The 23,689-nt window shown below is 36.0% G+C and carries 25 protein-coding genes; 9 read left to right on the forward strand and 16 right to left on the reverse strand.

Translation table 11 applies throughout. The features are described 5' to 3' along the window. Positions 1 to 92 precede the first annotated feature (92 nt). Positions 93 to 689, forward strand: coding sequence for a hypothetical protein (locus HDE70_RS11065; protein WP_183890047.1), 597 nt, complete (start codon positions 93 to 95; stop codon positions 687 to 689). A gap of 259 nt (positions 690 to 948) precedes the next feature. Here HDE70_RS11065 and HDE70_RS11070 read toward each other — a convergent pair whose 3' ends face one another. The 10 genes from HDE70_RS11070 to HDE70_RS11115 form a co-directional block, all read right to left on the reverse strand. Further along, positions 949 to 1,371, reverse strand: coding sequence for a hypothetical protein (locus HDE70_RS11070; protein WP_183890049.1), 423 nt, complete (start codon positions 1,369 to 1,371; stop codon positions 949 to 951). A gap of 47 nt (positions 1,372 to 1,418) precedes the next feature. Further along, positions 1,419 to 2,414, reverse strand: a complete 996-nt coding sequence (locus HDE70_RS11075; protein ID WP_183890051.1) for a relaxase/mobilization nuclease domain-containing protein — start codon at positions 2,412 to 2,414, stop codon at positions 1,419 to 1,421. Then, positions 2,395 to 2,808: a plasmid mobilization protein gene (locus HDE70_RS11080; protein WP_183890053.1), complete on the reverse strand. Its 414-nt coding sequence runs from the start codon at positions 2,806 to 2,808 to the stop codon at positions 2,395 to 2,397. The genes HDE70_RS11075 and HDE70_RS11080 overlap by 20 nt, the downstream gene beginning before the upstream one ends. 264 nt (positions 2,809 to 3,072) lie before the next feature. After that, positions 3,073 to 3,399: a hypothetical protein gene (locus HDE70_RS11085; protein ID WP_183890055.1), complete on the reverse strand. Its 327-nt coding sequence runs from the start codon at positions 3,397 to 3,399 to the stop codon at positions 3,073 to 3,075. Further along, on the reverse strand, positions 3,396 to 3,656 hold the full coding sequence (locus HDE70_RS11090; RefSeq protein WP_183890057.1) for a helix-turn-helix domain-containing protein: 261 nt from the start codon (positions 3,654 to 3,656) through the stop codon (positions 3,396 to 3,398). Before HDE70_RS11090 ends, HDE70_RS11085 begins: the two co-directional genes overlap by 4 nt. A gap of 157 nt (positions 3,657 to 3,813) precedes the next feature. Then, positions 3,814 to 4,089, reverse strand: coding sequence for a helix-turn-helix domain-containing protein (locus HDE70_RS11095; RefSeq protein WP_183890059.1), 276 nt, complete (start codon positions 4,087 to 4,089; stop codon positions 3,814 to 3,816). A 176-nt stretch (positions 4,090 to 4,265) separates the two neighbouring features. Beyond that, positions 4,266 to 5,027: a hypothetical protein gene (locus HDE70_RS11100; protein ID WP_183890061.1), complete on the reverse strand. Its 762-nt coding sequence runs from the start codon at positions 5,025 to 5,027 to the stop codon at positions 4,266 to 4,268. Positions 5,028 to 5,156: 129 nt separating this feature from the next. Then, positions 5,157 to 6,776, reverse strand: a complete 1,620-nt coding sequence (locus HDE70_RS11105; RefSeq protein ID WP_183890063.1) for an RNA-directed DNA polymerase — start codon at positions 6,774 to 6,776, stop codon at positions 5,157 to 5,159. A 166-nt stretch (positions 6,777 to 6,942) separates the two neighbouring features. Beyond that, the gene (locus HDE70_RS11110) at positions 6,943 to 7,659 is read right to left on the reverse strand and encodes a hypothetical protein (protein ID WP_183890065.1); all 717 of its coding nucleotides are present in this window, start codon (positions 7,657 to 7,659) and stop codon (positions 6,943 to 6,945) included. A gap of 617 nt (positions 7,660 to 8,276) precedes the next feature. Beyond that, positions 8,277 to 9,791, reverse strand: coding sequence for a hypothetical protein (locus HDE70_RS11115; protein WP_183890067.1), 1,515 nt, complete (start codon positions 9,789 to 9,791; stop codon positions 8,277 to 8,279). A gap of 245 nt (positions 9,792 to 10,036) precedes the next feature. Here HDE70_RS11115 and HDE70_RS11120 point away from each other — a divergent pair, with 245 nt between their 5' ends. The 3 genes from HDE70_RS11120 to HDE70_RS11130 are packed head-to-tail and all read left to right on the forward strand — an operon-like array spanning position 10,037 to position 13,364. Beyond that, positions 10,037 to 10,924, forward strand: coding sequence for a nucleotidyltransferase (locus HDE70_RS11120; RefSeq protein WP_183890068.1), 888 nt, complete (start codon positions 10,037 to 10,039; stop codon positions 10,922 to 10,924). A gap of 17 nt (positions 10,925 to 10,941) precedes the next feature. After that, positions 10,942 to 11,586, forward strand: a complete 645-nt coding sequence (locus tag HDE70_RS11125; protein ID WP_183890070.1) for a hypothetical protein — start codon at positions 10,942 to 10,944, stop codon at positions 11,584 to 11,586. A 29-nt stretch (positions 11,587 to 11,615) separates the two neighbouring features. Beyond that, complete coding sequence (locus HDE70_RS11130; RefSeq protein WP_183890072.1) at positions 11,616 to 13,364, forward strand: diadenylate cyclase; 1,749 nt, start codon at positions 11,616 to 11,618, stop codon at positions 13,362 to 13,364. Positions 13,365 to 13,595: 231 nt separating this feature from the next. On the opposite strand, the gene HDE70_RS11135 is transcribed toward HDE70_RS11130, so the two are convergent. The 4 genes from HDE70_RS11135 to HDE70_RS11150 form a co-directional block, all read right to left on the reverse strand. Next, a complete protein-coding gene (locus HDE70_RS11135) occupies positions 13,596 to 14,588 on the reverse strand; it encodes an amidohydrolase family protein (RefSeq protein ID WP_183866831.1) in 993 nt (330 codons plus the stop codon). Continuing rightward, positions 14,581 to 15,033, reverse strand: a complete 453-nt coding sequence (locus HDE70_RS11140; protein WP_221270610.1) for a GNAT family N-acetyltransferase — start codon at positions 15,031 to 15,033, stop codon at positions 14,581 to 14,583. Before HDE70_RS11140 ends, HDE70_RS11135 begins: the two co-directional genes overlap by 8 nt. A 535-nt stretch (positions 15,034 to 15,568) precedes the next feature. After that, positions 15,569 to 16,075 (reverse strand): hypothetical protein, encoded by a 507-nt coding sequence (locus HDE70_RS11145; RefSeq protein WP_183890074.1) that lies wholly within the window; start codon positions 16,073 to 16,075, stop codon positions 15,569 to 15,571. 25 nt (positions 16,076 to 16,100) lie between these two features. Continuing rightward, complete coding sequence (locus tag HDE70_RS11150) at positions 16,101 to 16,907, reverse strand: hypothetical protein (RefSeq protein ID WP_183890076.1); 807 nt, start codon at positions 16,905 to 16,907, stop codon at positions 16,101 to 16,103. 533 nt (positions 16,908 to 17,440) lie between these two features. Between HDE70_RS11150 and HDE70_RS11155 the strand changes: the two genes are divergently transcribed. From HDE70_RS11155 to HDE70_RS11175, 5 genes are all read left to right on the forward strand, one after another. Beyond that, a complete protein-coding gene (locus tag HDE70_RS11155; RefSeq protein WP_183890078.1) occupies positions 17,441 to 17,716 on the forward strand; it encodes a hypothetical protein in 276 nt (91 codons plus the stop codon). 487 nt (positions 17,717 to 18,203) lie between these two features. After that, positions 18,204 to 19,436 (forward strand): alpha/beta hydrolase-fold protein, encoded by a 1,233-nt coding sequence (locus tag HDE70_RS11160; RefSeq protein ID WP_183890081.1) that lies wholly within the window; start codon positions 18,204 to 18,206, stop codon positions 19,434 to 19,436. 97 nt (positions 19,437 to 19,533) lie between these two features. Beyond that, positions 19,534 to 20,901, forward strand: a complete 1,368-nt coding sequence (locus HDE70_RS11165; RefSeq protein ID WP_183890083.1) for an NAD-dependent succinate-semialdehyde dehydrogenase — start codon at positions 19,534 to 19,536, stop codon at positions 20,899 to 20,901. 55 nt (positions 20,902 to 20,956) lie between these two features. Next, positions 20,957 to 21,679, forward strand: a complete 723-nt coding sequence (locus HDE70_RS11170) for a helix-turn-helix transcriptional regulator (RefSeq protein WP_183890085.1) — start codon at positions 20,957 to 20,959, stop codon at positions 21,677 to 21,679. 50 nt (positions 21,680 to 21,729) lie between these two features. Then, positions 21,730 to 22,149 (forward strand): VOC family protein, encoded by a 420-nt coding sequence (locus HDE70_RS11175; protein WP_183890087.1) that lies wholly within the window; start codon positions 21,730 to 21,732, stop codon positions 22,147 to 22,149. A gap of 68 nt (positions 22,150 to 22,217) precedes the next feature. Here HDE70_RS11175 and HDE70_RS11180 read toward each other — a convergent pair whose 3' ends face one another. Continuing rightward, positions 22,218 to 22,715, reverse strand: coding sequence for a DinB family protein (locus HDE70_RS11180; RefSeq protein WP_183890089.1), 498 nt, complete (start codon positions 22,713 to 22,715; stop codon positions 22,218 to 22,220). Positions 22,716 to 22,775: 60 nt separating this feature from the next. Continuing rightward, positions 22,776 to 23,603, reverse strand: a complete 828-nt coding sequence (locus tag HDE70_RS11185) for an AraC family transcriptional regulator (RefSeq protein ID WP_260160374.1) — start codon at positions 23,601 to 23,603, stop codon at positions 22,776 to 22,778. Positions 23,604 to 23,689 lie beyond the last annotated feature (86 nt).

A 23,689-nucleotide genomic window follows, 5' to 3' on the forward strand; every position in this document is an offset into this window, starting at 1 on the left:
TAAGGGTATTTATAGACAACCGTAACCAAACGCTTGCGGTGGATTGTTAGTCTTTTATATTTATAGTTCACTAATTTAAATAATTACGACAAATGATGAAAAAGTTTCTACTACTGGCCTTGGTCTTTAATAGTTCCTTGGCTATTGCCCAATCATCGGACTATTGCTTTCAGTCTAAAGGTAATTGGACTCCGTTACATGAGGCAGTATGTTTTGATTCTCAAATGACCTTTGAGATGGGTGCTTTCTTTGCTAGTAAGTTTGATAAAAACTATAAACAACCAATGTATTGGGCGCTAAATAAGGAACGTCAATTAAAAGTTGTTGATAGCGCATTTGTAATGAAAGAAATGACTGGATCAATGCAAGGGATAACCCGAGTTTCATTTAATATTACCAATAATCTAAGGATTTCTGTAGCAACCCTTCCATTTGATAAAAACAGCTTTGATAAGGCGCAAATAGTTTTGATCGCCAAAACTGATGGCGAATGTCAATTAGTTTGTGACGGTATATTTAACAAGGTCAAAATAAAAGCAGAAGACAATATCAGTATGTATGCAGTAGAGCCAATCGCTAAAACAATTATTGTTAATGATAAAAAAATGGATTTGACAATTACTTTATACTATCAAGATGGAATGACATTAAAGTATATAAATGTCAATAATATCATGATTAAGATTTAATACTTATTTTTAAGAAGCCCTTTGATAGCAGAATCAGACCATATCCTTGCTTATGTTTATATGGATTGCTGTGCTATTAATAAAACGGTAGCTGTATGGATATAAGGGCATTAGTGTTAAAATGTGAGATGGACATAAGTTCTAAGAATAAGCACCAAAACTGTAAAACCTCGTTGTTGGAGTGACAAAGGGTTTGAAGTTATCGCCCCCCCTTTGTTTGCCCGATCATTGCCATAGCCAATCAAATGATTTGCAAATTTCACTTCATATGGTTATTCAGTAGCAGATAAGCAAAGATCATAAAAACCAAAGCCAGTAAACACAAGATTATTCTGGTCAAAACAGCCCTAATGTATTCCACGCTCCTAAGCTGCTCGGAGAAGAACAAAAAGCGATATTCTTTTTTGAGGGGCTTTGGCCATTTTTCCATATTCTGATTGATGTTGACTAAGCCATTTTTCAGTGATGTATTGATTTCAGATAAATCCGATTTAGGTGCTTGGATGACAATGTTACCAAATTTGTTTTCAAAGTCAGTAATTAAGGCTTGTGTTTGTTCTTCCTTTGCCGAAAGTGCTTCGTTCTTTGTAGCCAGTTCCTTTTCCAGTAGTTCCGTCCTTTTGATCAGACTTTCTACCACTTCGTCTATAATTGTTTTATCAGGTGTTTGCTGATTGCTCATGTGATGTTCCTTTCTTTAAATGTTGAGTTTAAAAATCATTAGTTTTCTTACCTTGTATTGGTGCGGGCTTGTCCCTTACGTTGCCTGTTACGGCCATAAATAGCCTCATCATCAACGTCATCTGATATATCAATTTTGGGATTTGGTGTGTCCAAATATTTGGTTTGCGGCTCGTGCTGCAAGTATTGCGTTTGTGGTTCCTGATTTAAATAATGGGTTTCATGCTCGGACTGCTGTATTACTTCCCTAAGCTGGTCGACTAGGCTCTTTAGTTGTGCTATTCTTTCTTTTGGCTGCTGCTTTTGCTTCTCCCGAACATTGTCGGTGATCGTTTTACTTATTTTCCCATAACTCAAACTGCGGTCAACCTCCGATCCCTTGAACTGGTATTCGCCTTTACCAAAACTGACCCCTTGTACTTCCACTGTTCCACTTTTATACTTATACAGCATGCTGATACCCTGCTTACCCAATTGCTTTTGCAGTTCGTCTACACTTTTAACTGTCGGCAGGATTGCTTTGATCTGATCGTAAATTTGGTACTTTACTTTATCCGCTCCTTTAAGCCGCTGACGGTTTACCCTGTCTTTGCCCTTTGCCATATGGAAACTGTACTTTAAGGTAAGTGCTTTGCTTACTTTTACATTGTTCCACCGCTGACTAGAATCGCTTATCGTTTTGCCCTCATTGTCCACCCGGTTATAAACCAAATGCAAGTGTGGGTGATTGGTGTCGTGATGCCTGACCATTAGTACTTGCGTACCCGAAATCTTCATCTTTTTTAGGTACTCCTTGGCAATGCTCACCATTAGATCATTGGTAAGTTTTGGGGCATCCTCCGGGCTCCAGTTTAGTGCAATATGGCCTACCGCTTGTCCTAAGCCCGGCCGCATTTTCCGTTGCATGTTAAAATCGGCAATGGTGTGCGCTACTTCACCTATACGCAGGCCGTCCGCATCTAGTACAACAGCACCTTCTTTCAACATGCAGTATTCCACACAGCCTTTAAAACTTTTGCCGGACTTAGGTATCTTTCCCATCATCGTTGTTCAGATATTTAAGAGTCTGATCAATCTCCGTTAACAGGTTGTCGCACTTGATCACAATACTTATAATTCCACTGTTATGCGCCAACTTGGTCAGCTGGTTCAGGTTGTTGGCCATGCCTGCCAGCAGGTGCAGGACACGCCTGTCCTCTGCGCTTACTCTCTCTACAACCTTAGCTTTCAGGGCAGCCGCCCTGATCCAGTCGCTGATCCGCATGCCCGCCTGCCGGGCTTTGGATTCAATCAGGAAACGCTCTGTAGCGGTCAGCCGGACACGGATGCCGTTGGCTCGTTTGATCCTTTTTTGCGGTGCGCCGCCTCTATGTTTTGGGCACTTATCTGTCTTATTTACTGGGGCTTTAAAACCCGTGTTTAATGTTGTACTGGTCATAGTTTCTCACGTTTAAAATGACTTATCCGCTCTTGCTTCTGCACCCTGCATCTTCATGCGACCATCGGGAGCTTGAAGCAAGTTGTCCCCTTGCCGCAGGCTTGGGGGAGTTTTTGTGTAACAAAAACACAAACTTGCTTCCTACAAACCGCATAAGTTTGGCGTGCTGAAAGCCTCGCCTTACTTCCTGCGGTTTCCATTACCCGGATAGCTCCTGAAAGGAGCATCCGGGTACATGCTACGCCGGGTTTTCCGGCTCCTTTTTCATTGGTCTGATGGCCGCTCAGACACGAGCGGCCACCAGACCAGGCTTCCCTTTAGCGGATGGTAGGATGGCTGATAACGGATATACCCAAATTCATCCAGTTCACGGATGCATTTGTGATAGGTCGCAATAGATGCTATTCTGGAAAAAGCCATCAGCTTTTTGCGGGTGATAGCAAAAGGATTTTCAAAACCGCTTTGCTGCCAGCAGACAAACAGTGCGGTAAGCAGGCTGATATGGGTGGCCAGCGTTCTGCCATCCGCCCCCATACGCTTAACCCATTTGCTATAATCAGCTGCCTTATTTTGGATTCCTGTGACTGTCATGGTTGACCTCCCCCTAATAGTCTGGTGATGTCCTCTAGTTTATAATACATCATCCCGCCGATCTTTGTGTAACTTAAAGTCCCGTTAATGCGCAGATTTTGTAATGTGCCTGGTGAAATATTCAGCATCTTGCGTACTTCTGCACTTTTAAGCCATTCCTTGGTCTTTTCCTGCGACTTCACAATAGCTTTAATATCATTCAGCAGTTCGGTTTTAAACTGCTTTAAATCGTCCTTTGTGATGATTTCTACTTGCATCCTTATCCTCCTTTATATGATGATTGTATATGTTCCCGCTTCCTTTTGGATGGCAGGTATCAGATTTGTCCTGTTACATAGTTATATATGCAGCTAACTAGCTATACAGTTATATAGCCTATCAGCTATTGAGTTATTTAGATATATAGCCTATTGCTTATGTGCTGTTAGTTATCTGCCGTCGCATGATTTCAAGTACTTTGCTACGCTCGAAAAATACGCGCTTATGCAGCCGTAAAAAGGGTAGCCCCTTTTTCATCCAATCTGTCAGCGTGACCAGTGATATGCCAAATTCATCGGCCAGTTCCTGTTTGGATAATAGTTGTTCTTCCTTTGGCAGCTGGTTGCTGCCTGTTCTGAAATGTTCCCTGAGTTCTGCCCTTACTGCATTACGGATGCACTGGCTAAGGGCTTGTTCGTTAATGATTTCCATAGCCTTTGAATTTGGTTCAAAGAAATGCTATAGAATTCGTGATTATTGACCACGGAATTTCTTGTGGTTAAATTAGAGAGGTATTTGATAAACTGGTAACGCTTTCAAACAGCTGAATGATAAGTTGTTATTAAGTAAGACAAGGCAAACTTAAATAAACTGGCAGAGTGTCGAAATCAACTACGCTTTTTAGCGGAAACGATCTTTAAAAGTTTATCCTTTTCGTCAATCTCCTTGTATTTCTTGCCTATATTTTTCTTATCGGCTGGAAAATAACGATGCATAGTATTGAAATTAATTGGCTCATTATTCTTCTCCCGGAAGAACTTGCAGATCATTCTGCGCCAGATAATTTGATCGGCAGGATACAATAGTTCTATGCCATCGGCAAGTTTAATATCCTGCAACTGATGTATAAGGTCATAAAAGGTATGCAGCCTCCCAGCTCTGATATTGATATAGCCTTCTTTTTCGAGGGTAGTCGCCTTTTTTAGTTTTTCTTTTAGCCTGTCAATCTCTGATTGCTGCTTCCTGATTTCAGCATGTTGATCGGCAATAATTTCTGGTAAGGTCTTTTGGGTATTCCACATGTCAATCGAGCGAAGATATTTTTGGAAACCTGTGAGTTTTTCCAATATCTCCATATCCAGCGCATGACTTGAATTAAATGGGTTTTTATGGTCAAGAAAATTAATACGCCGTAATACGACCTGCCATACAAACGTGAAAAACTCTTGTTCACCTTGCGGTTCCTTTCTTAAATAATAGTTTAGATGATATTGATAAAAGGCAGGGTATTCCTGTTCGGGCAGTGTGAATAGTTTTTTTATGAAAAGATTATCCTCGTAGCCACTTTTAAGTCCGGTGAATATCCCTACATCATATGAATGTGGATTGAGGTCAAAAGCTTCGTGCGGTTTGAAATATTTGTTGGGCATAGCTTCGAGTATTAATTCTTCTTATATGGACGATAAAAATTATTTTATCCAAACTTAATGACTTGTTAGGAAACGTGGAATTTTGCATTTTAGCCACCTGATGCAAATCTATGCTAAAGTCGGCTTTTGTTAATATGGACTTCTACTACCACCAGAATAAACAATTGTTTTGGCTGTATCAGTTTTAACTTCTGATAAACCGATTCCCTTTTTGATTACTGGTTTCTTGATAGTGTACGTTTTTATTTTTGCAGTTTCATTGTAAAAGTAAACGTCGTTTGCTAATAGAATTTTAAAGTATTCATTATTATCAATTGGGCTGGCTGCTGGAACTAACCAACCCTTTTTTATAGATTCGTAAGTAAAAAGCCAATTTTCATTCATCAAAGAATCAGTCGTTAATTCGCTTAAAAGCAGACTTGTAGAGACAGATGCATTGATTAAGTTTCTACTTTTCAAATCCATTGCAATAAGCATTGATAAAATATCATTTGAAGCAAATATTTCCTGAGCCATTTTATTTTTAAGCTTAATCTTAAATTCAACGCACATCCATAAGGCCCAAGCTACCTCATAATTATGACCTTTTGGCAAATTGATTGTTATTAGCTTTTCAATAATGCTCTTTATTTTTAGTTTACTAATTCGACTTCTATTTGAAGCTAAAATTTCCGTCACAACTGATAATGTCCGTGGCTCAGTAATTGCAATTTTTAATACTAGCGATTGATAAGTATTCCAGTTCTCATCAAATAATTCAATATATTTTAATACTTGTATAGAAAAAAGCAGAACAGAATCATTTGGATTTTCATTTGAATGAAGAAGGGAAAGACTGACAAATCGTTCAATGTCTGTCAATTGTGTTTTGGGTGTTTTTCTAAATGCGAATGTGCCCAGTTCTATAGACCATTTCGTATCGAATGCAAGAGGTGATTTTGATATTTTAGTTTTTTCTTCGTTAATATCAAGTTGAAATTCTGTAAATAACGATTGGAGAAATTTGAATGCTTTTTCAGCATCAGCATAACTATCACAGTACAAATAATAATCGTCAATAAATCTAAATGTTTTTACATTTTTTAGCTTATTGTGAATTTGCTCATCCATTAAGCAAGTTATTATTTCAGCTATAATTAATGATGTGTCTGGACCAATTGGAATGCCAACAGTTTGGCCAGAATTGCAATTTCTTAAATCTCTATCTAGTGCATTGCCTAGCAAAGTAAAATCCTCCCGATTAGCTTTTGCAATTGGTTTGGTATGTACTAACCAAGGAATTGAATGAGTATAAATTGTCCCGTAAAATCTTGAAAGATCTGTTTTTACTTCATATAAGTTATCGAACGATTCATTTAATCTTCTGCTTTTAAATTCTCCAAAATTATCCTTTGTAACTACTGCTCGATTTTTTTCTATGTCTTCAATAGGAATGCTCGACGAAATATTGGATTTAGAATAAATATTTTGTATTTCCATCCATTTATCGGAAATAGTTTTGCAAAGTTTACTTTGATGTAATGGATTTGGAATATTTATTATTCTTCTGGATAGATTAACTTTGGGGATTGAAAAAGCTACCCATTTCGATTCTTTATAATTCTGTCTTAACGGCCTTGACAAAGTATTATATTTGACATTCCAAGCAGCATTTATTACATCAATTTTATCTGAAAAAGTTATACTTTCAAATGGAGGAGGAAGCTCTCTAGGAATATATCCAAGCTTAATAAGTTCTTTTTCTGTCATTTGCAATTTGTTGGTTTGAAATTTCAGTTAACTATTTGGGATTTACCTTCTATTGGGAAATCGAAGCGTAAAGCTTAAATTTATTACTAATGTCAAATAGAACTGCAAAACTTTAAGTTGTACACACCAGTCGGCCTCACACAAAGGCTATGTTTGCTTTAGTTTTTTAATATTCAATTTGATTAAGATTAAATTTGTCACTGAATTCATAATCAAGTTCATTAATTATCTTATATAATGCTGGAACGACTTTTTCAACATAATCAAAATCGAAATTGAGGTACATATTTTCTATTAAGTTTTCATTTGGAAATTGTCGGATAAAATCTTTAGAAATTCTACTCCTATTATGAACTGCCAAATTTCTTTGTTTAACTAGGAGGTTTATTTGTTCAGATTTGTCTTTAAAAATTTCCACATTAACTTTTTCTTTAAAAAATTTTTGAATTCCTTCGATACTTTGATAAAATAGCGCTTCTATTTTTTTTTCAGCAATTGCATTAACTAAGCTTTGATAATCACTAAATGATAAAATAAAATCCAGTTGTTCAGTTTCTTTAGATTTGAGAACTCGAGGCTCACTAGTGACGATTTCTGCTAAAATTTCTTTGAAATAATTTTCAAAATTGTCCATTGTTCTGACATACATCATTGTGGCCAAAGTCTTTTCGTAATAATTTATTTCAAGAAATTCTTTCTCTTGTTGGGAGTCTAGTTCATATGGGAGTTCCATTTTTTCATTAAATGATTTCAATTTAGTAACTGATTTCAATAAGTCTTCATTTATTAAATTATTACTTACTTTAAAATAAAGCAGAATTCTTTCGATATTTTCGAATTCAGCCGCGGCATTTATAAAAGATTGAGAAGATTTGTTTTTCAATTGTGTCGTTGTTGAGAAGTTAGCTGTAATTGTCCGGTTTATCATTCTTTCACCAAGATAGAAAAAATTTGAAGAACAATACGTGCATCTACCCCCCCCCTCCGAAGTAAATATTTTTAAACAATAGAAAAAAAATCAGAGTTAACAAAAAGTCTTTCTCTATAAAAACATCAACTTTTGTAAAGGTCTTATTACTGCAAGGATCAATTGAACTTCTGCATCTTATCCTCCTATTTTCCTGTCCAAACTGTTTTGCTGCTTGTATTTTGATCTTTTGGTCAGGTTCTGATTGATGATTTTAATTATCAATATGTCCTTCAGCAAAAATTCACGTTTGACTAAGATTTATTGTTTACAGTATTCGTGTTTTGTACCTACCGCAAGCAATTATTATATAAACATTCTTATTATCTCAGCTATAATTTTTACAGAGGATACAATCTGACAGACAACCTTAGTCCATTCAACAATCACCCCTTTTCGTTTAGTACATTTTTTATAGATTGATATACTATGTTTAAATTTATCAGATATGGTATTTTTGGATTTCATACATCAAGTGTTATTACTTGATGTAAAATTGGTACAAAGAAAAAAGTGTAATCGGTTATAATCGGTTACAAATTTAAATTCTCTTTTTCTACAGCTTCCCTCAAAATCAGTAAATCTACCCCAACTTTACTTTTCGCTACTTCATTATTTTCGAACCAATTAAGAATACTTTCAAAAAGCTTGATCTTGTTATCGTTTTTTTTCTTTGTGTTTTCAGTGCCAATACGATTCGATTTACTTCTGTAATAAGAGTAAAGATTAAATAAAGCATCACCCGAAGCATGGTCATACTCTTTAACAATCGCTTTCGCGCTCTCTCTTGTTACAGTTCGGTCGGTATAGTGACAAATTAAAGCGACTTGTCTAATAGTGGGTTGCATCGCATTTACTTCTTCGACCTTCAGAATATCGGTTACAAATTTTATTGAGCTTGAACTGTTATACTTTGCTGACTTGTGTTGTGTTAAGAATTCTAAAAAAATCTCTTTTGTGAGCATTTTTTCATATTGCTCTTCATTTCGATACTCCCAATCTTTGTGGGTTTGCAACCATACATTAAACTCATAATTATAAAAACTTTGTGCGATTAAATACTCCTTACTATTGTTATAACTTCTCACAATCCCATCGTTTACCAAACTGGTAAAAAGATCTGAAAAATTATAAAACATTTTTTGTTTAGGCTCGTCATCTCCCATTGCAGTCAGTATTTCGTTAACATCAATTCCATGATTAATAGCGGTGGTAAAAGCAATTCCATACTTTTCAAATCTATTACGCATTGTTTGATCCGCTTTGCAATACTGTTTTTCAGGCGTATCTCCCTCAAAATTCAGAAACTCTTTTTGCACCAACTTTAATGTTCTGTCAAAATCTTCATCGAAATTATTCACTGGGTAGCCGCCAAACCATTTTAGGATAAAGCCATATAATGTATGTTTAATACGGTCAGACAATTGAAGATTTTTTAGATGTTGTATAACTCTTTCACCGTTATTGTAGTTTAGCTTAACAAAGCTATACTGCTTATCTAAAAGATTTAGGAATTGAAGCGGTGTAAATGCCCCCTTTCCATGCTCGCTTACAAAAAAAGAGATCGTATCGTTAACTAGATTTTGATTTGGAATAATCTTTTCGTCGTTGTAGTGCTCCAACGAATAATCAGACGATATGTCTTTTAAATTTTTCTCGATAAAATGGTCGTCGTCGTTGTCTACGATTAACACCGCTTCGTTTCGTAACATTTTAATGAGGCTCTTTAGGTCGAACATTCCTTTTCTCCACTCACGTTTAGTATGTTCACGGTCGTTCGTAATGATCTTGATTCCACCGATTTTTGTATCAAAGTCAATATCATTCCAAGCTTTAATGTGTCGTTCACAACCAGGAAACTTGATATTTATAAAAGCTGCTACCTCTTTTAAAATGTCGTCAAGCTTTGAATAAGTATCAAAAAGTAACGATTTATCCTCATCTGTCAGTTGATATCCCACATCCGCTGCTCGAAGATGAAGTATTTCTGGTAAATCTTCAGTTCTTTGTTGTAAACTGTCAAGAATTTTTATGTCTCTATTTATCATAGCGCCAGCAATCTTAAGGTTTGATGGATGAAATCTTTTTTCTTTACCAACTATTTCGAGAACGATAGAGGGTATTAAAACATAAACTTACTAAATGAAAATAAACCGAGTAATAATTGAATTAAAATATATGGTAACTGACTAAAAGGCAGATGAATTAAAGAATACCTGTCAATTAGCAATATATTGTTATATGGTCTAAATTTTGACATACTCATGATTAACCAAATCAACCAATTATTACAATGGCTAAATTCAGTGAAGAGACATTTAATAGCTGGCGCATGCCACCAAGTGCCAGCGAACAAGACAAACTGGATAATTCTCTCAGACTTGTTAGAGAGGCCCTTAGAGAAGATCCTGTACTATCTAAAAAGAGTATTGAAGTATTTGCCCAAGGTTCCTATGCAAATGATACAAATGTTAGATTGAACAGTGATATTGATGTAAATGTCCGTTTAAACGATGCAATTTTTACGAGAGTACCAGATGGCGAAACTTCAGAAGATTATGGATACACAGACAGTACGTATACATTTGCGACCTTTAAGGCTCAGGTTCAAAACGCGCTAATTCAAAAATTTGGCATAGGAAATATAACCCGGAATGATAAGTGTATAACTGTGAAAGAGTCTCCAACACGTGTTGTAACCGATGTGGTTCCCACATTTAAATATAATAGACATGACAGCAAGACGTCATTAAGTGTTGGTGCAAGATTTATATCAGATAAAGGCAATGCTATTATTTGTTATCCTTTGCAGCATATTGAAAACGGTAAAACGAAAAATGCACGAACACAAAAACGCTTTAAGCGAGTTACGCGTCTTTATCGCCGAATAAGGTATAAGATGATTGACGACAAGGTTGCTGTAAGCGATAATATTACTTCGTTCCTGTTGGAATGTCTTGTTTGGAATGTACCAGATCATATTTTCAACAATTATGATACATGGACAGAAAGGCTTCGCCAGTCAATTATTTATTTGTATCAAAATACCGGAGAGGATAGTAAATGTAATACATGGGGTGAAGTATCAGAATTACTTTATCTTTTTCGCGATAGTCGCAAGTGGAGCAGAGTTGACGTGAACAACTATCTGGTACAAATGTGGAACTACCTTGGCTTTTAAAACTCTTCCTAAGCTATATGAATTTTAAATATTATAAAACTAATGCTCTCCTGGTACTGGTAGCTATATTAATTATTATTGCCAATATTTTGATAAAGGTCTTTGGTCCTTATGCAAATAATCTTACTACAGGAAGGTTTAAAGAAGAAATTGAAACGATATCAGACTACCTCGGTGTATTCGGAGTATTAGGAATTGTAGGGGTATTTTTGTGGCTCATCGATAACTATTTATGGAAGACATGGGCATTCAATTGGCTGGTTGATTTACCAAATATCAGCGGACGATATACTGGCTTATTACAATCAGACTACAACGGTAATTTTCAAATGCACATTGTGCTGGAGATATGTCAAACCGCCTCGGGGGTTAAAATAAATGGATATTTCGCAAACCATGGGACTACGATCCAAACTTCAACATCTTACAGCTATTCAGAACTCATTGCCAAAGGTCAGGATGGATTCTTTACCTTGTCCTATCAGTTTGCTAACGCACCAAACCTCACAAGCACTCAGATTTACCAGCACGGGGGAACAGTTTCGTTAAAATATTTTCCAGACATCAAAGTGCTAACAGGTGAGTATTACAACATTAGAAAAAACCTTGGATCAATTGATGTTTCTTTTGTTGACGAAAAACTATTGGGGCGTTTTCAATAATGAGCTATCCAAATATTTTAAAATACTATATGTGGGGTTATCAACCACACTTTCGCATAAATTGCCAAACACAGGCTGAATCTTTGTTCGACCTACTTGACCGTGGGCTTGAACCAAAGGTTTCATTGATTGGTTTTTTGCAATCTAATAGGACCGATCGGCATTCTATATGCGTTGATCCAGAAAGTTTAGAAGAAATAATCCCTAATTTAAATGATCTAAATTCAAAAGCGAAAGAGATATTGACAAATCACTTTGATAAGAACACGTTTTATACAGGGCCAGGGGTTCAAGAAAAAAAGGATAAGCAGTTGCTTGCTGAAGTCAATCGGCTCGCGCTTGAAGAAATTCTTAATAACTTAAATACAGCAAATCAATCTATCAGCTTTGTTTCAAACGTACTTACCATTTCAGATTACCAGTTTTATGTTATTTTAGAACTAAACAGGTTTGTTTATGAATCTCACATCCATTTGAAGAAAAGAGACTCAGAACAACGCTTTAAGCTTCGTCTATCCCTTATCGAGTGCGCCGTAGAATGTTATTTGCATGAAATAAAGAAGAATTTTAAGGAGACAAGAGATGATGAGTTTTTTGATCTTGAAATACCTAGGTCAGACGAGTTACTGCGCGATGCAGCAACTAACTTTATTTATACTATTTCGTGGGCTGGCAGGAATGGAATGGGTTTGCACGGATTGGTAGAAACCTGTAATAAAATATCGCAGGCTAAATACGAAAGTGAGGAAGTAAATGGGACTATCTTAGTCGCAAAAGAAGGTCATAGCGATATTGATCTGCTTGTTCAAATAAAAGAGCCCTTTTCAATACGAGATCATAGAAAGACTAGGAAACTTCTTGAGCAAGCTAATGGGAATTTACACGTAATAACCAATGCCTTTAAAGTTTTAGGATTAGGTGAATTAAAACCCACATACGACCCCTCTACCGAATCTGTGTTTATTATAAAGTTTACTGGCCTGCACTGCTGGGATGTTATGCACTGCGATCACATACTTATGCAGATGCGTTATGGTATTCCCCAGTTCGCACAAGAAAGTATCGATAAAAATAAATTTGCCGTTGATGCCCGAAGAATATTTAGCGGCATAAAGACTGAACAAGTAGAAAACCTGTTTCAACTTTCTATTGCGATAACGAAAGTCAATAAGGGTGCAATGTTAATTATTTCAAGGGATGCTGCAAATGAAGCAATGCGCCTGAAAAACCGCGCTATAGTATTAAATCCATTTAAATTAAAGGAGGAGCTTTTGCTTCCGTTGGCCTCAATCGACGGTGGTATTTTAATCGATGAAAGTGGATTATGCTATGCCAATGGCCTTATATTAGATGGCATCGTTGGACATAGAGGAGATTCCTCACGAGGCTCGCGTTATAATTCAGCTATTACTTATCAAGAATTTTTCGAGCTTAAAAAAGCAACTATGATAGTAGTAGTTTCCGAGGATGGAATGGTTGACCTAATTCCAGGTTTAATGCCACAAATTGAGCACTCCGATATTATTACAGTAATTGAAATTTTAGAAGAGATAAAGAATAATGGTTATTCTGAGTCTTATTCGTTTGATGAAGCAATGCATTGGTTACAAAACCATAACTTCTACCTGACACCTGAGGAGTGCAAACGAATAAATGAACTTAACGATTCTATAAGTGAGAAATTCAAAGGTGATTCAGTAAGAATTATTTATGAACATTTTTCACCGCATACTGATATGAACAATTCATACTATTTTGAAAATAAGACGGACGATTAAGAAAATTTCATTGCTACTTTTAGTTTAAAAATCGTATATTTAAGTATAGCATTTGCAGCTAAAAACTATTAAAAAAAAGGTGCGTTATTCGGGGAGTCGAATTTCAAAACCACCCACATACTGTTTAAACCCTGATATTTGAACTAGGTTCGAATCCCAGCGGGATCACGAAAGCCTCAATGCAAATTGAGGCTTTTTGTGTTGAAAGCTATATATAGCTAAACAGATTATTCAAGAATGGATTTCAACGTTAAGGCCAGGATATATGCTTTGCGCATTGGTATAATAAAGCTGATAAAGTACCTCCTCTGGTAGATGAATCCCCTTAAATGTACCATTTACCTCTATGGATTCACATTGTTTATTTGTTGTGAAATACTTCCAGTCATTAATTAGAGAGCTTGTCAGTTTCTCAGGATTGTTATAGGCGTCCGTTCCATACATAATGCGATCAGCATATTTAATAAAAAAATCACGCACTCCCTCATAATCGTTAACGGACTGCATCTGCAAATGTCCTAAACGCGAAGATAAATCAACGTAAAAGTTAGAATATCGATCAAAACGTTTGGCAAGCTCTTCATAACTCCATTCTAAACTTCCCAGATGAGCACCAATCAATGTCAGGTCTGGATATTTGTCCATTAAATAGTCTCTCGCCTCTATCTGACGTTTATATGCGGGAATCTCAGGATGTAAATAAGCATGAAATTCTGGATTTTTGGTATAATAAACCTTGTTTCGCTCAGAGGTCATTTCTTGAATGGGCAACCAGCAATTCTTTGGTTCTCCTAAATGGGTGAGTACAGGAATCTTATTTTCACTTAAATAGACAAAGAGTGGATCAAAAAATGGGTCGTCAATCATTAAAAATGAACTATCAGATGGTTTTAAGATCTCCATACCAATATTTTTCCAGATTTTGACACCAACTGCTCCTTGATCAACCGATTTTTTTAAACGGTCGAATACACTTCTATGCCAATTGGGATTCTCCCAACCTTGCATTTCAAAGCTGGCAATGTAGGCGAAGTGTTCAGGAGCTTTTTTAACATAAGCTAAAGCTACATTTTCTTGGACTTCCATACGGGGGAAAACGCTTGCATCTGTATTGATATTGATGTATTTTACATGATAGTCTTTCGCTATTTTCTCATACACAGGATTATAAAAGGTCGAGTGAAAATGGGCATCTATTTTTGGAAAATGTTCAAGTTCAAGCATGACAATCGTTAATTAAAGTCATCCTATAAACATTGGTTTCCTTAGGCTGAAAACCGATTTTTTTATATAAATTATTGGCTGCAACTCTAGCGGGAGAAGATGTTAAAGTTAAAATATCCACTTGGCGCTGCCGGGCGAACTGGATCGCAAATGCGATCAAATTTTCACCAATACCTTGTCCCCTAAATGTTTCATCAACGACGACATCTTCAATCCAGGCTTTCTTGCCGGTTGGCGACTGATAAATTCCTACAGTTAACATACCCATATATACATCATAGGTATTAGCAGCAAAAAAAAGATAACTGTTCTCAGATGATATTATTTCCTTCAACTGATGATCAGAGATACCCCTGTCGTTACTTTGTAATAACTTTAGGAAATGCCCAATGGTGTTTTTTATTTCAGGAGTATAGTTCGTAATTTCTTTAATCTGTATATCCATATCAAGTCTAATAGTTTTTCGTTTCCAAATTGGTTTGATATTATAACAACTGGATTCAGCTAGAACAAACCCTTAGTTAAAATACAAAGATTGAACATACAAAATAAACAACGGTAATTGTTGCGCAAACGTTTGACCAATCTCAGATTTTCAACACCACCTTCGCTTCTTTGGACCAGACTGGATTACAAATTGATAGCAAGCCATAGATTCCACATAGGTAGAACTATAGGTTGTTGAAAAAGCTGCTAAAAATCTCTTGTTTTTCAGGGTGATTAATGGAGATGGGACCTGCACTTTTTTACTAAATGATAAATTTTTTTCACATTTACGATTATTGCAATTGCAGTCAAAACGTACAAAATAAATGGTGAGCGATTCGGTGAGTCGAATTTAAAAACCCTACCAAATACTATTTAAACGTTGATATTTGAATCTAGTTCGAATCCCAGCGGGATCACGAAAGAAGACAATCAAAATTGATTGTCCTCTTTTTTATTTATAACAACTCAATTGTTATTTTTAACGCGTTAGTTTACTTTTCGAAAATATCGTAAAACCAATCTCCCCCATTTTCAAACACTATTGCTACGATCAAAAGCACAACAAAGTATAGTACCAATTGCTTGAGAAACAATAAGATATTTGTTTGCCTGTTTACAGGATATTTTCTATTGCGAAAGAATATATAATATCTTAAAATAAAAAATATTAATGCTGTAATGATTCCACAAGGGATGCCGGCCCAAAATGCTATAAATTTCTGCAACCATCCCCCTGCACCGTAAATATACCAGCACGTTGCACTTACAATAGCACTCAATAATATGAATGCCAGGTATTTTATAAAATGACCGCCTGTAAGTCCATACAGGATTGATACTATAGACAATGCAACACCTATATAGGAGAAAGTGAATTCCATTATAAAAGAAGATGTTGAACGCTCCAGCGGATAAATAACAAACAGATTAACTAAACAAATAACAATCCCGGCGATGAGAATTATTTTTCTGGGTTTACTATACTTACTTATTTCCATAGATTTAATTCACACGAGCAAGTAATCAGATAATTTCAAGATCTGTTTTACCGACTGGAATATAGAATGTAAATTCTAATGCTAATTCTTCATTATCTTTCTCATTTTTAAATATTAAAGCAGGCTCACCATCAGGTCTGACCAAGGTTGCAAGTTTTCCATTACCAAAGATCTTCAAGATGGCATTTGCAGGTATAGGTTCCAATTTATAACCGGATTTTAAATTGCCAAGCATACCTGTAAGCCTATTGTCCGATTCTTCTTTGCTCAGATACATTGTAACAGCAGCAATACTTTCCCTATTGGCTATCAATTTCTTTATTTGCTCCAGATCTCCTTTTACAATCAAATCTGCAAGTTGCTGATAAGTACCCAGTAGTTTATCCTTTAGTCCTCCAACTGATCCAAGATCCGTAGCGGTCTGGTAAGCCATTACTGTGTATGGAACCTCTGCATTAAAAGTAGCCGTATGTGTCAGGAAGCTCTTTTTCTTTGCAGGATCAACTTTCTCTACAGCATACTCTCCGGGAAGTTGTTCTTTGAAATGAAGATTATTAGCGGCATCAAAAACTTTGATATTATAGCTAAACTGTGCATTCGGGTTTAAAACCTTTTGACCAGCAATGGGCAGAACTTTGATCGTGACCTGCTGTTTTCCGCTTTGCAAAATACCTGAATTGATTGGAATACTCGTAGAAGTCTGGCCTTCCAAATTAAGTGTAAATACAAGCACATCATTAACCCTGATTTCAAACAGGCAAAATGCTGCGCTAAAATCTACCTGATAATAAGGCTGTACGGTTGCATAGCTTGCTGTTTTTTTAATTTTCAATGGAGTCGAATTTAAAGAAACGCGATTTTGTGAATGGCATCCAAGGCATAGCAAGAGACACGTGAACAGTAAGTAAATTTTTATTTTCATAAAAAGGAAACAATATAACTAGTTGTTTATTATGAATAAAAATAGGACATATATTTTTCAATTCAAATATAAAAATCGACTATAAAAACAACATAATAACTACCCAGTATATAAGCGGCATTCCATTCTTCTAAACTAAATGTCAGAATTAGCTTTTTCAAACTCTTCTTCAATTATTGCGATGGATACAATGCACTTCATTGCCACTAACCAGTAAACAACTAGTTTATAATACTTTATGGATCTTTAATAAATGTCCATAAAACAATTCTTTTCTGTCAGCGTATCCTCACGCTCATAGCCGCTTTAACATTTTTTTTAGTTCTATTTATGTCCTTAGGGCTTTTGGAGTTGCGCTAATAACTTTAATATCTTTAAATTTGCCGGCTAAATGAACTAACGGAACGAAAGAACCGGGATATCTTAAAAAATTAAAAACATAAATGGAAGAAAACGATTTTGTATCCATCTGGCTTGAAGAAAGTGGAAACCCAGCTATAGAGGAATTAACACAACTGAATCTGGAAGCCGCCAGTAAAACCGCAAAAATATTAGCCGATAAAAATCTTTCAGAAAATGACCTTTCTGTTTACCTGGACATCAATCCAGATGAAATCAAAAGGTGGCTAATCGGCAGGCATTCTTTTAGTATAAAGACAATTAAAGAAATCACCAGTATGCTAGCAGACTGTTCTACAGGTATAATGAAGAAAAGCTAACAAGTAAAATTATCTATCAATATTTAAAATTTCACAAAATGTGCAGGTTCTGGGTTCCAAACCTCACCGTGCTCCAAAAGCTACTCTTAGAAGTGGCTTTTTTGCATTTTATATGGACTGAATCTGCGCATCCCCCCTTTCAGTACCGCCGAAACTGCCAACTCTCTTTCTACAATATTACGGCTTTGCTGCGGTATTTTTTTGAGCATAGCTGCCGATACGCTCTTACAAAAGATTACGCCAAAGGCCATTCCACAAAGATCAGAGCAGATTTTGATACTATCAATAAAGAAGAAAAAGCTACAGTTTCATTCTGACATTTCAGTCATTCAGTATCTCATAATTCAAAATCATCAGCTTATTATTGTTCTCACTAATGCTGTTATATTTAAAAAGAAATTCACTATCTTAAACAGAAAATTAAATAAAACAATAATTCCTGATATTTAGTATTTATATAATATTTAACAAAAAACCATAATCTATAATGAAAAAACTAATTCTTTCAGTTCTTGCAGCATTTTTTTCACTGTGTGCCTTAGCTCAAAAGGACAATAAAGTGACCATCGGAACAATTGACAGCATCCAATCGAAAATTCTGAATGAACAAAGAAAAATATGGATACATGTACCAAATAGTTGGCGCGCTGATTCTAAACAGCGATACCCTGTATTATATTTATTGGATGGTGATTCCCATTTCTCTTCAATAGTAGGTGTGATTCAACATCTCAGTGAGGTAAACGGTAATACTGTTTGTCCCGAAATGATTGTAGTTGGCATTCCAAACACGGACAGGATAAGAGATCTGACACCAACACATGTAAATGCTGCCCCACCCTATACCGACAGTTTAATTTTAAAAACAACAGGGGGCGGCGAACGTTTTGTTTCCTTTATTGAAAAGGAATTGATACCCCGTATTGATTCCCTATACCCAACGCAACCGTACAAAATATTAACCGGACATTCATTTGGAGGCCTGACAGTAATGAATGTTGCAATAAACCATACAAAATTGTTCAACTCCTATATTTGTATAGACCCAAGCATGTGGTGGGATCAAATGAATCTGTTAAATACAGTTCCGAAGTCTCTGAAAGAAAAGAATTTTTCAGGTACCACCTTGTATTTAGGGATTGCAAACACTTTGAGAGAGGGCATGGATATAACTACAGTCCGGAGCGATACAACTAAAGGTACCAGGCATATCCGTGCAATTCTTAATTTGGATCAATATATTAAAGAGCAAAAGCAAAATGGATTAACGTATGAAAGTAAATATTATAGCAATGATGACCATGGGTCTGTACCCTTAATTACAGAATATGATGCTTTGCGTTTCATTTTTGATAAGTATAGTTTTAAGATTTCCCCTAAAGACATTATAGATCCTAAGGTAGACTTAGCAAATAAATTCGAAAAACATTATCAGGAAGTTTCAAAAATGCTGGGTTATAAGCTTTCCCCACCCGAAGATATCATAAACAATCTGGGATGTGATGTTTTGGTGCGAAAGCAATATGCTAAAGCTGAAGGGCTATTTAAAATAAATGTTGACAATTATCCTGAAAGTTATAATGTCTACGATTCTTATGGCGACTATTTCCTGGCGATTGGCAATAAATCAAAAGCGATTGAATATTTCAAAAAGGCCTTGTCCATAAAAGAAAACCCAGAGTCCCGGAAAAAATTAAATAAGTTATCATCAGGGAAATAAAGAGGAAAATTCAACCTGTTTATTCTTCTATTTAACTTCTTTATTTGGCTCAGTTTTGGCATGTGACCAATTATAAAGAACATATAAATCAACGACTATGAATATTTCATCAATCAATCCGGTTAATGGGCAGGAAATTCAAAAATATATAACGCTTAATGAAGAAGAAGTAGCTGAGAAGATCAGGCAAACACACAGTGCCTGGCTGGGCTGGAAAAAAACCACTCATATACAACGCAGAAAGCTGATGAACAGACTTGCTGAAATTTTACGGGAGCGCAAAGATGAGTTGGCAATACTAATGGCCAATGAAATGGGAAAACCTGTTAAACAAGGAGTAGCTGAAGCAGAAAAATGTGCCTTATGCTGCGAATATTACGCGGTGCATGGCGAAAGCTTTCTTGACGATCAGATTATCAGTACAGAAGCATCGAAAAGTTATGTCAGCTTCCAGCCAATAGGTGTAGTTTTGGCCGTAATGCCCTGGAACTTTCCGTTATTCCAGGTATTTCGGTTTTTGGCACCAACACTTATCGCAGGAAATTGTGGCGTTTTAAAACATGCTTCAAACGTTCCAGGTTGTGCTTTGGTCATCGAAGAGATGATTATTCAGGCAGGCTTCCCTACTCATGTTTTTCAAACGCTTTTGGTAGGTAGTGCTATAGTTGACAAAATTATTGAAAATCCACGTATCATGGCGGTAACACTTACAGGCAGTACAAACGCTGGTATTAGTGTTGCCAGTAAGGCAGGTGCAATGCTTAAAAAGGTAGTACTGGAGTTAGGAGGCAGCGATGCATATGTGGTTCTGGCAGACGCAGATTTGGAGAAGGCCGCAGAAACCTGTGTGACCAGCCGTCTGACTAATAGTGGTCAAAGCTGTATTGCTGCTAAAAGATTCGTTGTTGAAGAATCAGTTATTGCTGAGTTTACGCAATTGTTTCTTGATAAAATGAACAAAAAAATACTGGGCAACCCACTTGAAATGAATACAGACATTGGGCCGATGGCACGTATCGATCTACGCGATGAACTTCATGAGCAAGTGGTAAAATCTATTGAAAAAGGAGCAGTTTGTATTCTTGGCGGTGAAATACCTGAAGGTAATAATGCTTATTATCCTGCAACTATTCTCACTAACGTATTACCAGGTATGACAGGTTATGATGAAGAGCTTTTTGGCCCGGTTGCATCGATTATTTCGGCAAAAGATGAAAATGACGCAATCCGTATTGCTAATGACAGCATTTTTGGATTGGGTTCAGCCATATTTACTAAAGATATTGCTAAAGGTGAGCGAATTGCATCAACAGAATTAGAATCCGGCTCATCTTTTGTAAATGACCGCGTACAATCTGATCCACGCCTGCCTTTTGGAGGTGTAAAGACTTCTGGTTATGGCAGGGAGCTGGGTGGTTTTGGCATTCTTGAATTCGTAAATATCAAAACAGTGTATATTAAATAACTTTTCCTATATCGCGCTCACAGTTTATATCTTTATTGCCTATATAATTAGATTAATGAATGATAATGATATTAAAAGGATCTCCAGACTGACTGCAATCCTAACACAGTTGCAAACAAAAAGGGTGATAACATCCACAGCAATGGCCGAAAAATTTGGCGTAAGTGTTAGAACAATATACCGGGATATAAGGATATTAGAGCAAGCAGGAGTTCCAATATCCATATCAAATGGAAAGGGATATTCGCTCATGGAAGGTTATAGAATTCCACCTGTCATGTTTACTGAAAATGAGGCCAATGCTTTAATCACTATTGAACAAGTAATATTGAACAATAGTGATAGCTCTCTTGTTGGGGCTTATAAGGATGCAATCAGTAAAATAAAAGCTGTTTTATTATATGCAACAAAAGATAAAGTGGAATTATTAGCAAATAGAATCGCTGTCAGTCCTGCCATTCCAAATATAACGACAAGTGATTCATTGACATTAATTCAGAATGCACTAACGACCTTTAAAGTTTTAAATATTACCTATCGGTCAGAACGTAAGAATGAAGAAACAGACCGAAACATCGAACCATTTGCATTATATTATACATTAAAGGAAAGTTGGGCATTAATAGCGTATTGCCAACTTAGGAGAGATTATAGAATGTTCCGTTTAGACAGGATTATAAAGGTTGAATTACTGGAATTAAGTTTCAAACCTCATGAGCTAACACTTGCCACTTATTTAAAAAACAAAGAAAAAAATTTCAATACCCCTGACACCTAGCTGTCACCAGGTCAATTTATTTTTGTGCTATTATATAAAATAATAGTATCATGAATTTAGCATCATTAAGAATTATCACCCCCGAAATCAAACGATCTGTTCAGTTTTTTGAGAGAATTACGGGTTTGTCTGCGCACTGGTATACAGAGGACTTTGCAGAGTTCACTACGGGCACTTGTACTTTAGCCATAGGAAGTACACGGACAATGAGTTTGTTCGGAAAAGATCTGGCACAAACAGCGCATAACAATTTGACACAACCGGATAATAATAGCTGTGTAATCATTGAATTTCTTGTGAAGGACGTTGATGAGCAATACAATAATATTAAAGATTTATTAAGTGAAATTATTCAGAAGCCAACCACGATGCCATGGGGAAATCGCTCCTTATTGTTTCGCGACCCCGACGGCAATTTAATCAACTTCTTTACCCCTGTCACTCCTGAAGCTATAAAGAAATTCAGCTAACGGACCACGGCTTTATGAAAAGCCTCACCTTTTTTCGGTGAGGCTTCTGTATTTATCAGCATCTGCCTCTAAATATTCTTGATGAAATAAGTTGCCAAATCGGTATTTGAAAAATTAGTGAATCCTGTTTGGCGCAACAGAGTTACCAATTGTCCACGATGAAAAGTAGCATGGTTGATGAAATGAAGAAATGTCTGCCAAAATATCATTTGCCCTTTCCTTCCATCTGGATAAATAAAAGTAACCGGTTGCAGATAATTTTCCTCAGGAAAGTTTTCAATGAACATCTTCAAATCGACTGAAGCGTTTTTCCATAGCGTTATCAGCTCTTCTTTAGTTCCTTTAAATCCGGAAGATAAATAAACCGGATCAGGGACTAAAGTCCAAAAGTCAATCCAGATTCTTTTTGCACTCACCAGGTGGATTACTGTTTGTTTAACACTGCTGAAACTACTTGCAATGTGTTGAGACCATTGTTCATTATCAATCTGGTTCAACCATTCAATGGCAGTATCATCTGTCCAATTATTGTAATTAGCCAATTCTAAGAAATACGCTTTTGTCATTCTATTTTATATTTAAGATTTAATACAAAGTTAGAATGCAGGTATACTATAGAATTGTCGCTAATCGTTCAAAAACTGTTGGGAAACAGCCATCTTTTTTTGTTGGAACTGTTTGGGAGTTGTGCCGTAAATCTGCTTAAATGATTGAGAAAAACTGGAATGATTTTCATATCCTATTTTATAAAACACTTCACCCGGATTTTCGTTTTGTAACAACAGGGATGCTGCAATTTCCATTTTCCGCTGAAGGAAGTACTGCCCCGGCGCCACATTATATAATTTTAAAAATTTTCTTTTAAAGGTAGAAGCACTTATATGGCATAAAAATGCTAATTCTTCCAATGTAAGATTACTTGTGATATTCTGTTCAACTGCTTTTCTTATTTCAAAGTCAGGATATACTTGCTGGCTTCTTGTTTGAAAAGACAGGATTTCCTTCGGATATTTTTCAAGAAGATAAAGCATGAGTTCCTCAAATTTCAATTGTAGCTTTTGGTTAGCAAATGATGAGGCTTCTGATTCAATGAATTTGAGAGAAGTCATATAGTTTTTGATAAATCTATCCTGTTCAAATACCATAAATGGCTCATGATTTTTGCCAGGTTCCGATGAAATCTTATCAATAATTGCAGCATATTTTACAAAGAAGTTTGTGAGTTCGGCATCATCAAAAAACAACATTGTACTGCGGTAACTATTATCTATGGGCCTTTTTTCCGTCATCAAACAATTTCCTGATGAAAGTAAGGCAAACTGAGTGTCCGTAATAATTGTAGTATGATCAGCATAGTTCACAACCTTTTCCCCCTGCTCTAAAAAAGTAATGAGATTTTGAGGAAGAAATATTTTGTTTCTTTGCGCTTTCTTGTCAGAAACATAGTTATACATACTAAGTTTGTCCATGTTCAAATTTCCATATAAAATATGATAGTCAATACTTCCTCAGCAGAATGTCCACATAAAAATAATGGGTT

Source organism: Pedobacter cryoconitis, assembly GCF_014200595.1.
Taxonomy (GTDB): Bacteria; Bacteroidota; Bacteroidia; order Sphingobacteriales; family Sphingobacteriaceae; genus Pedobacter; species Pedobacter cryoconitis_C.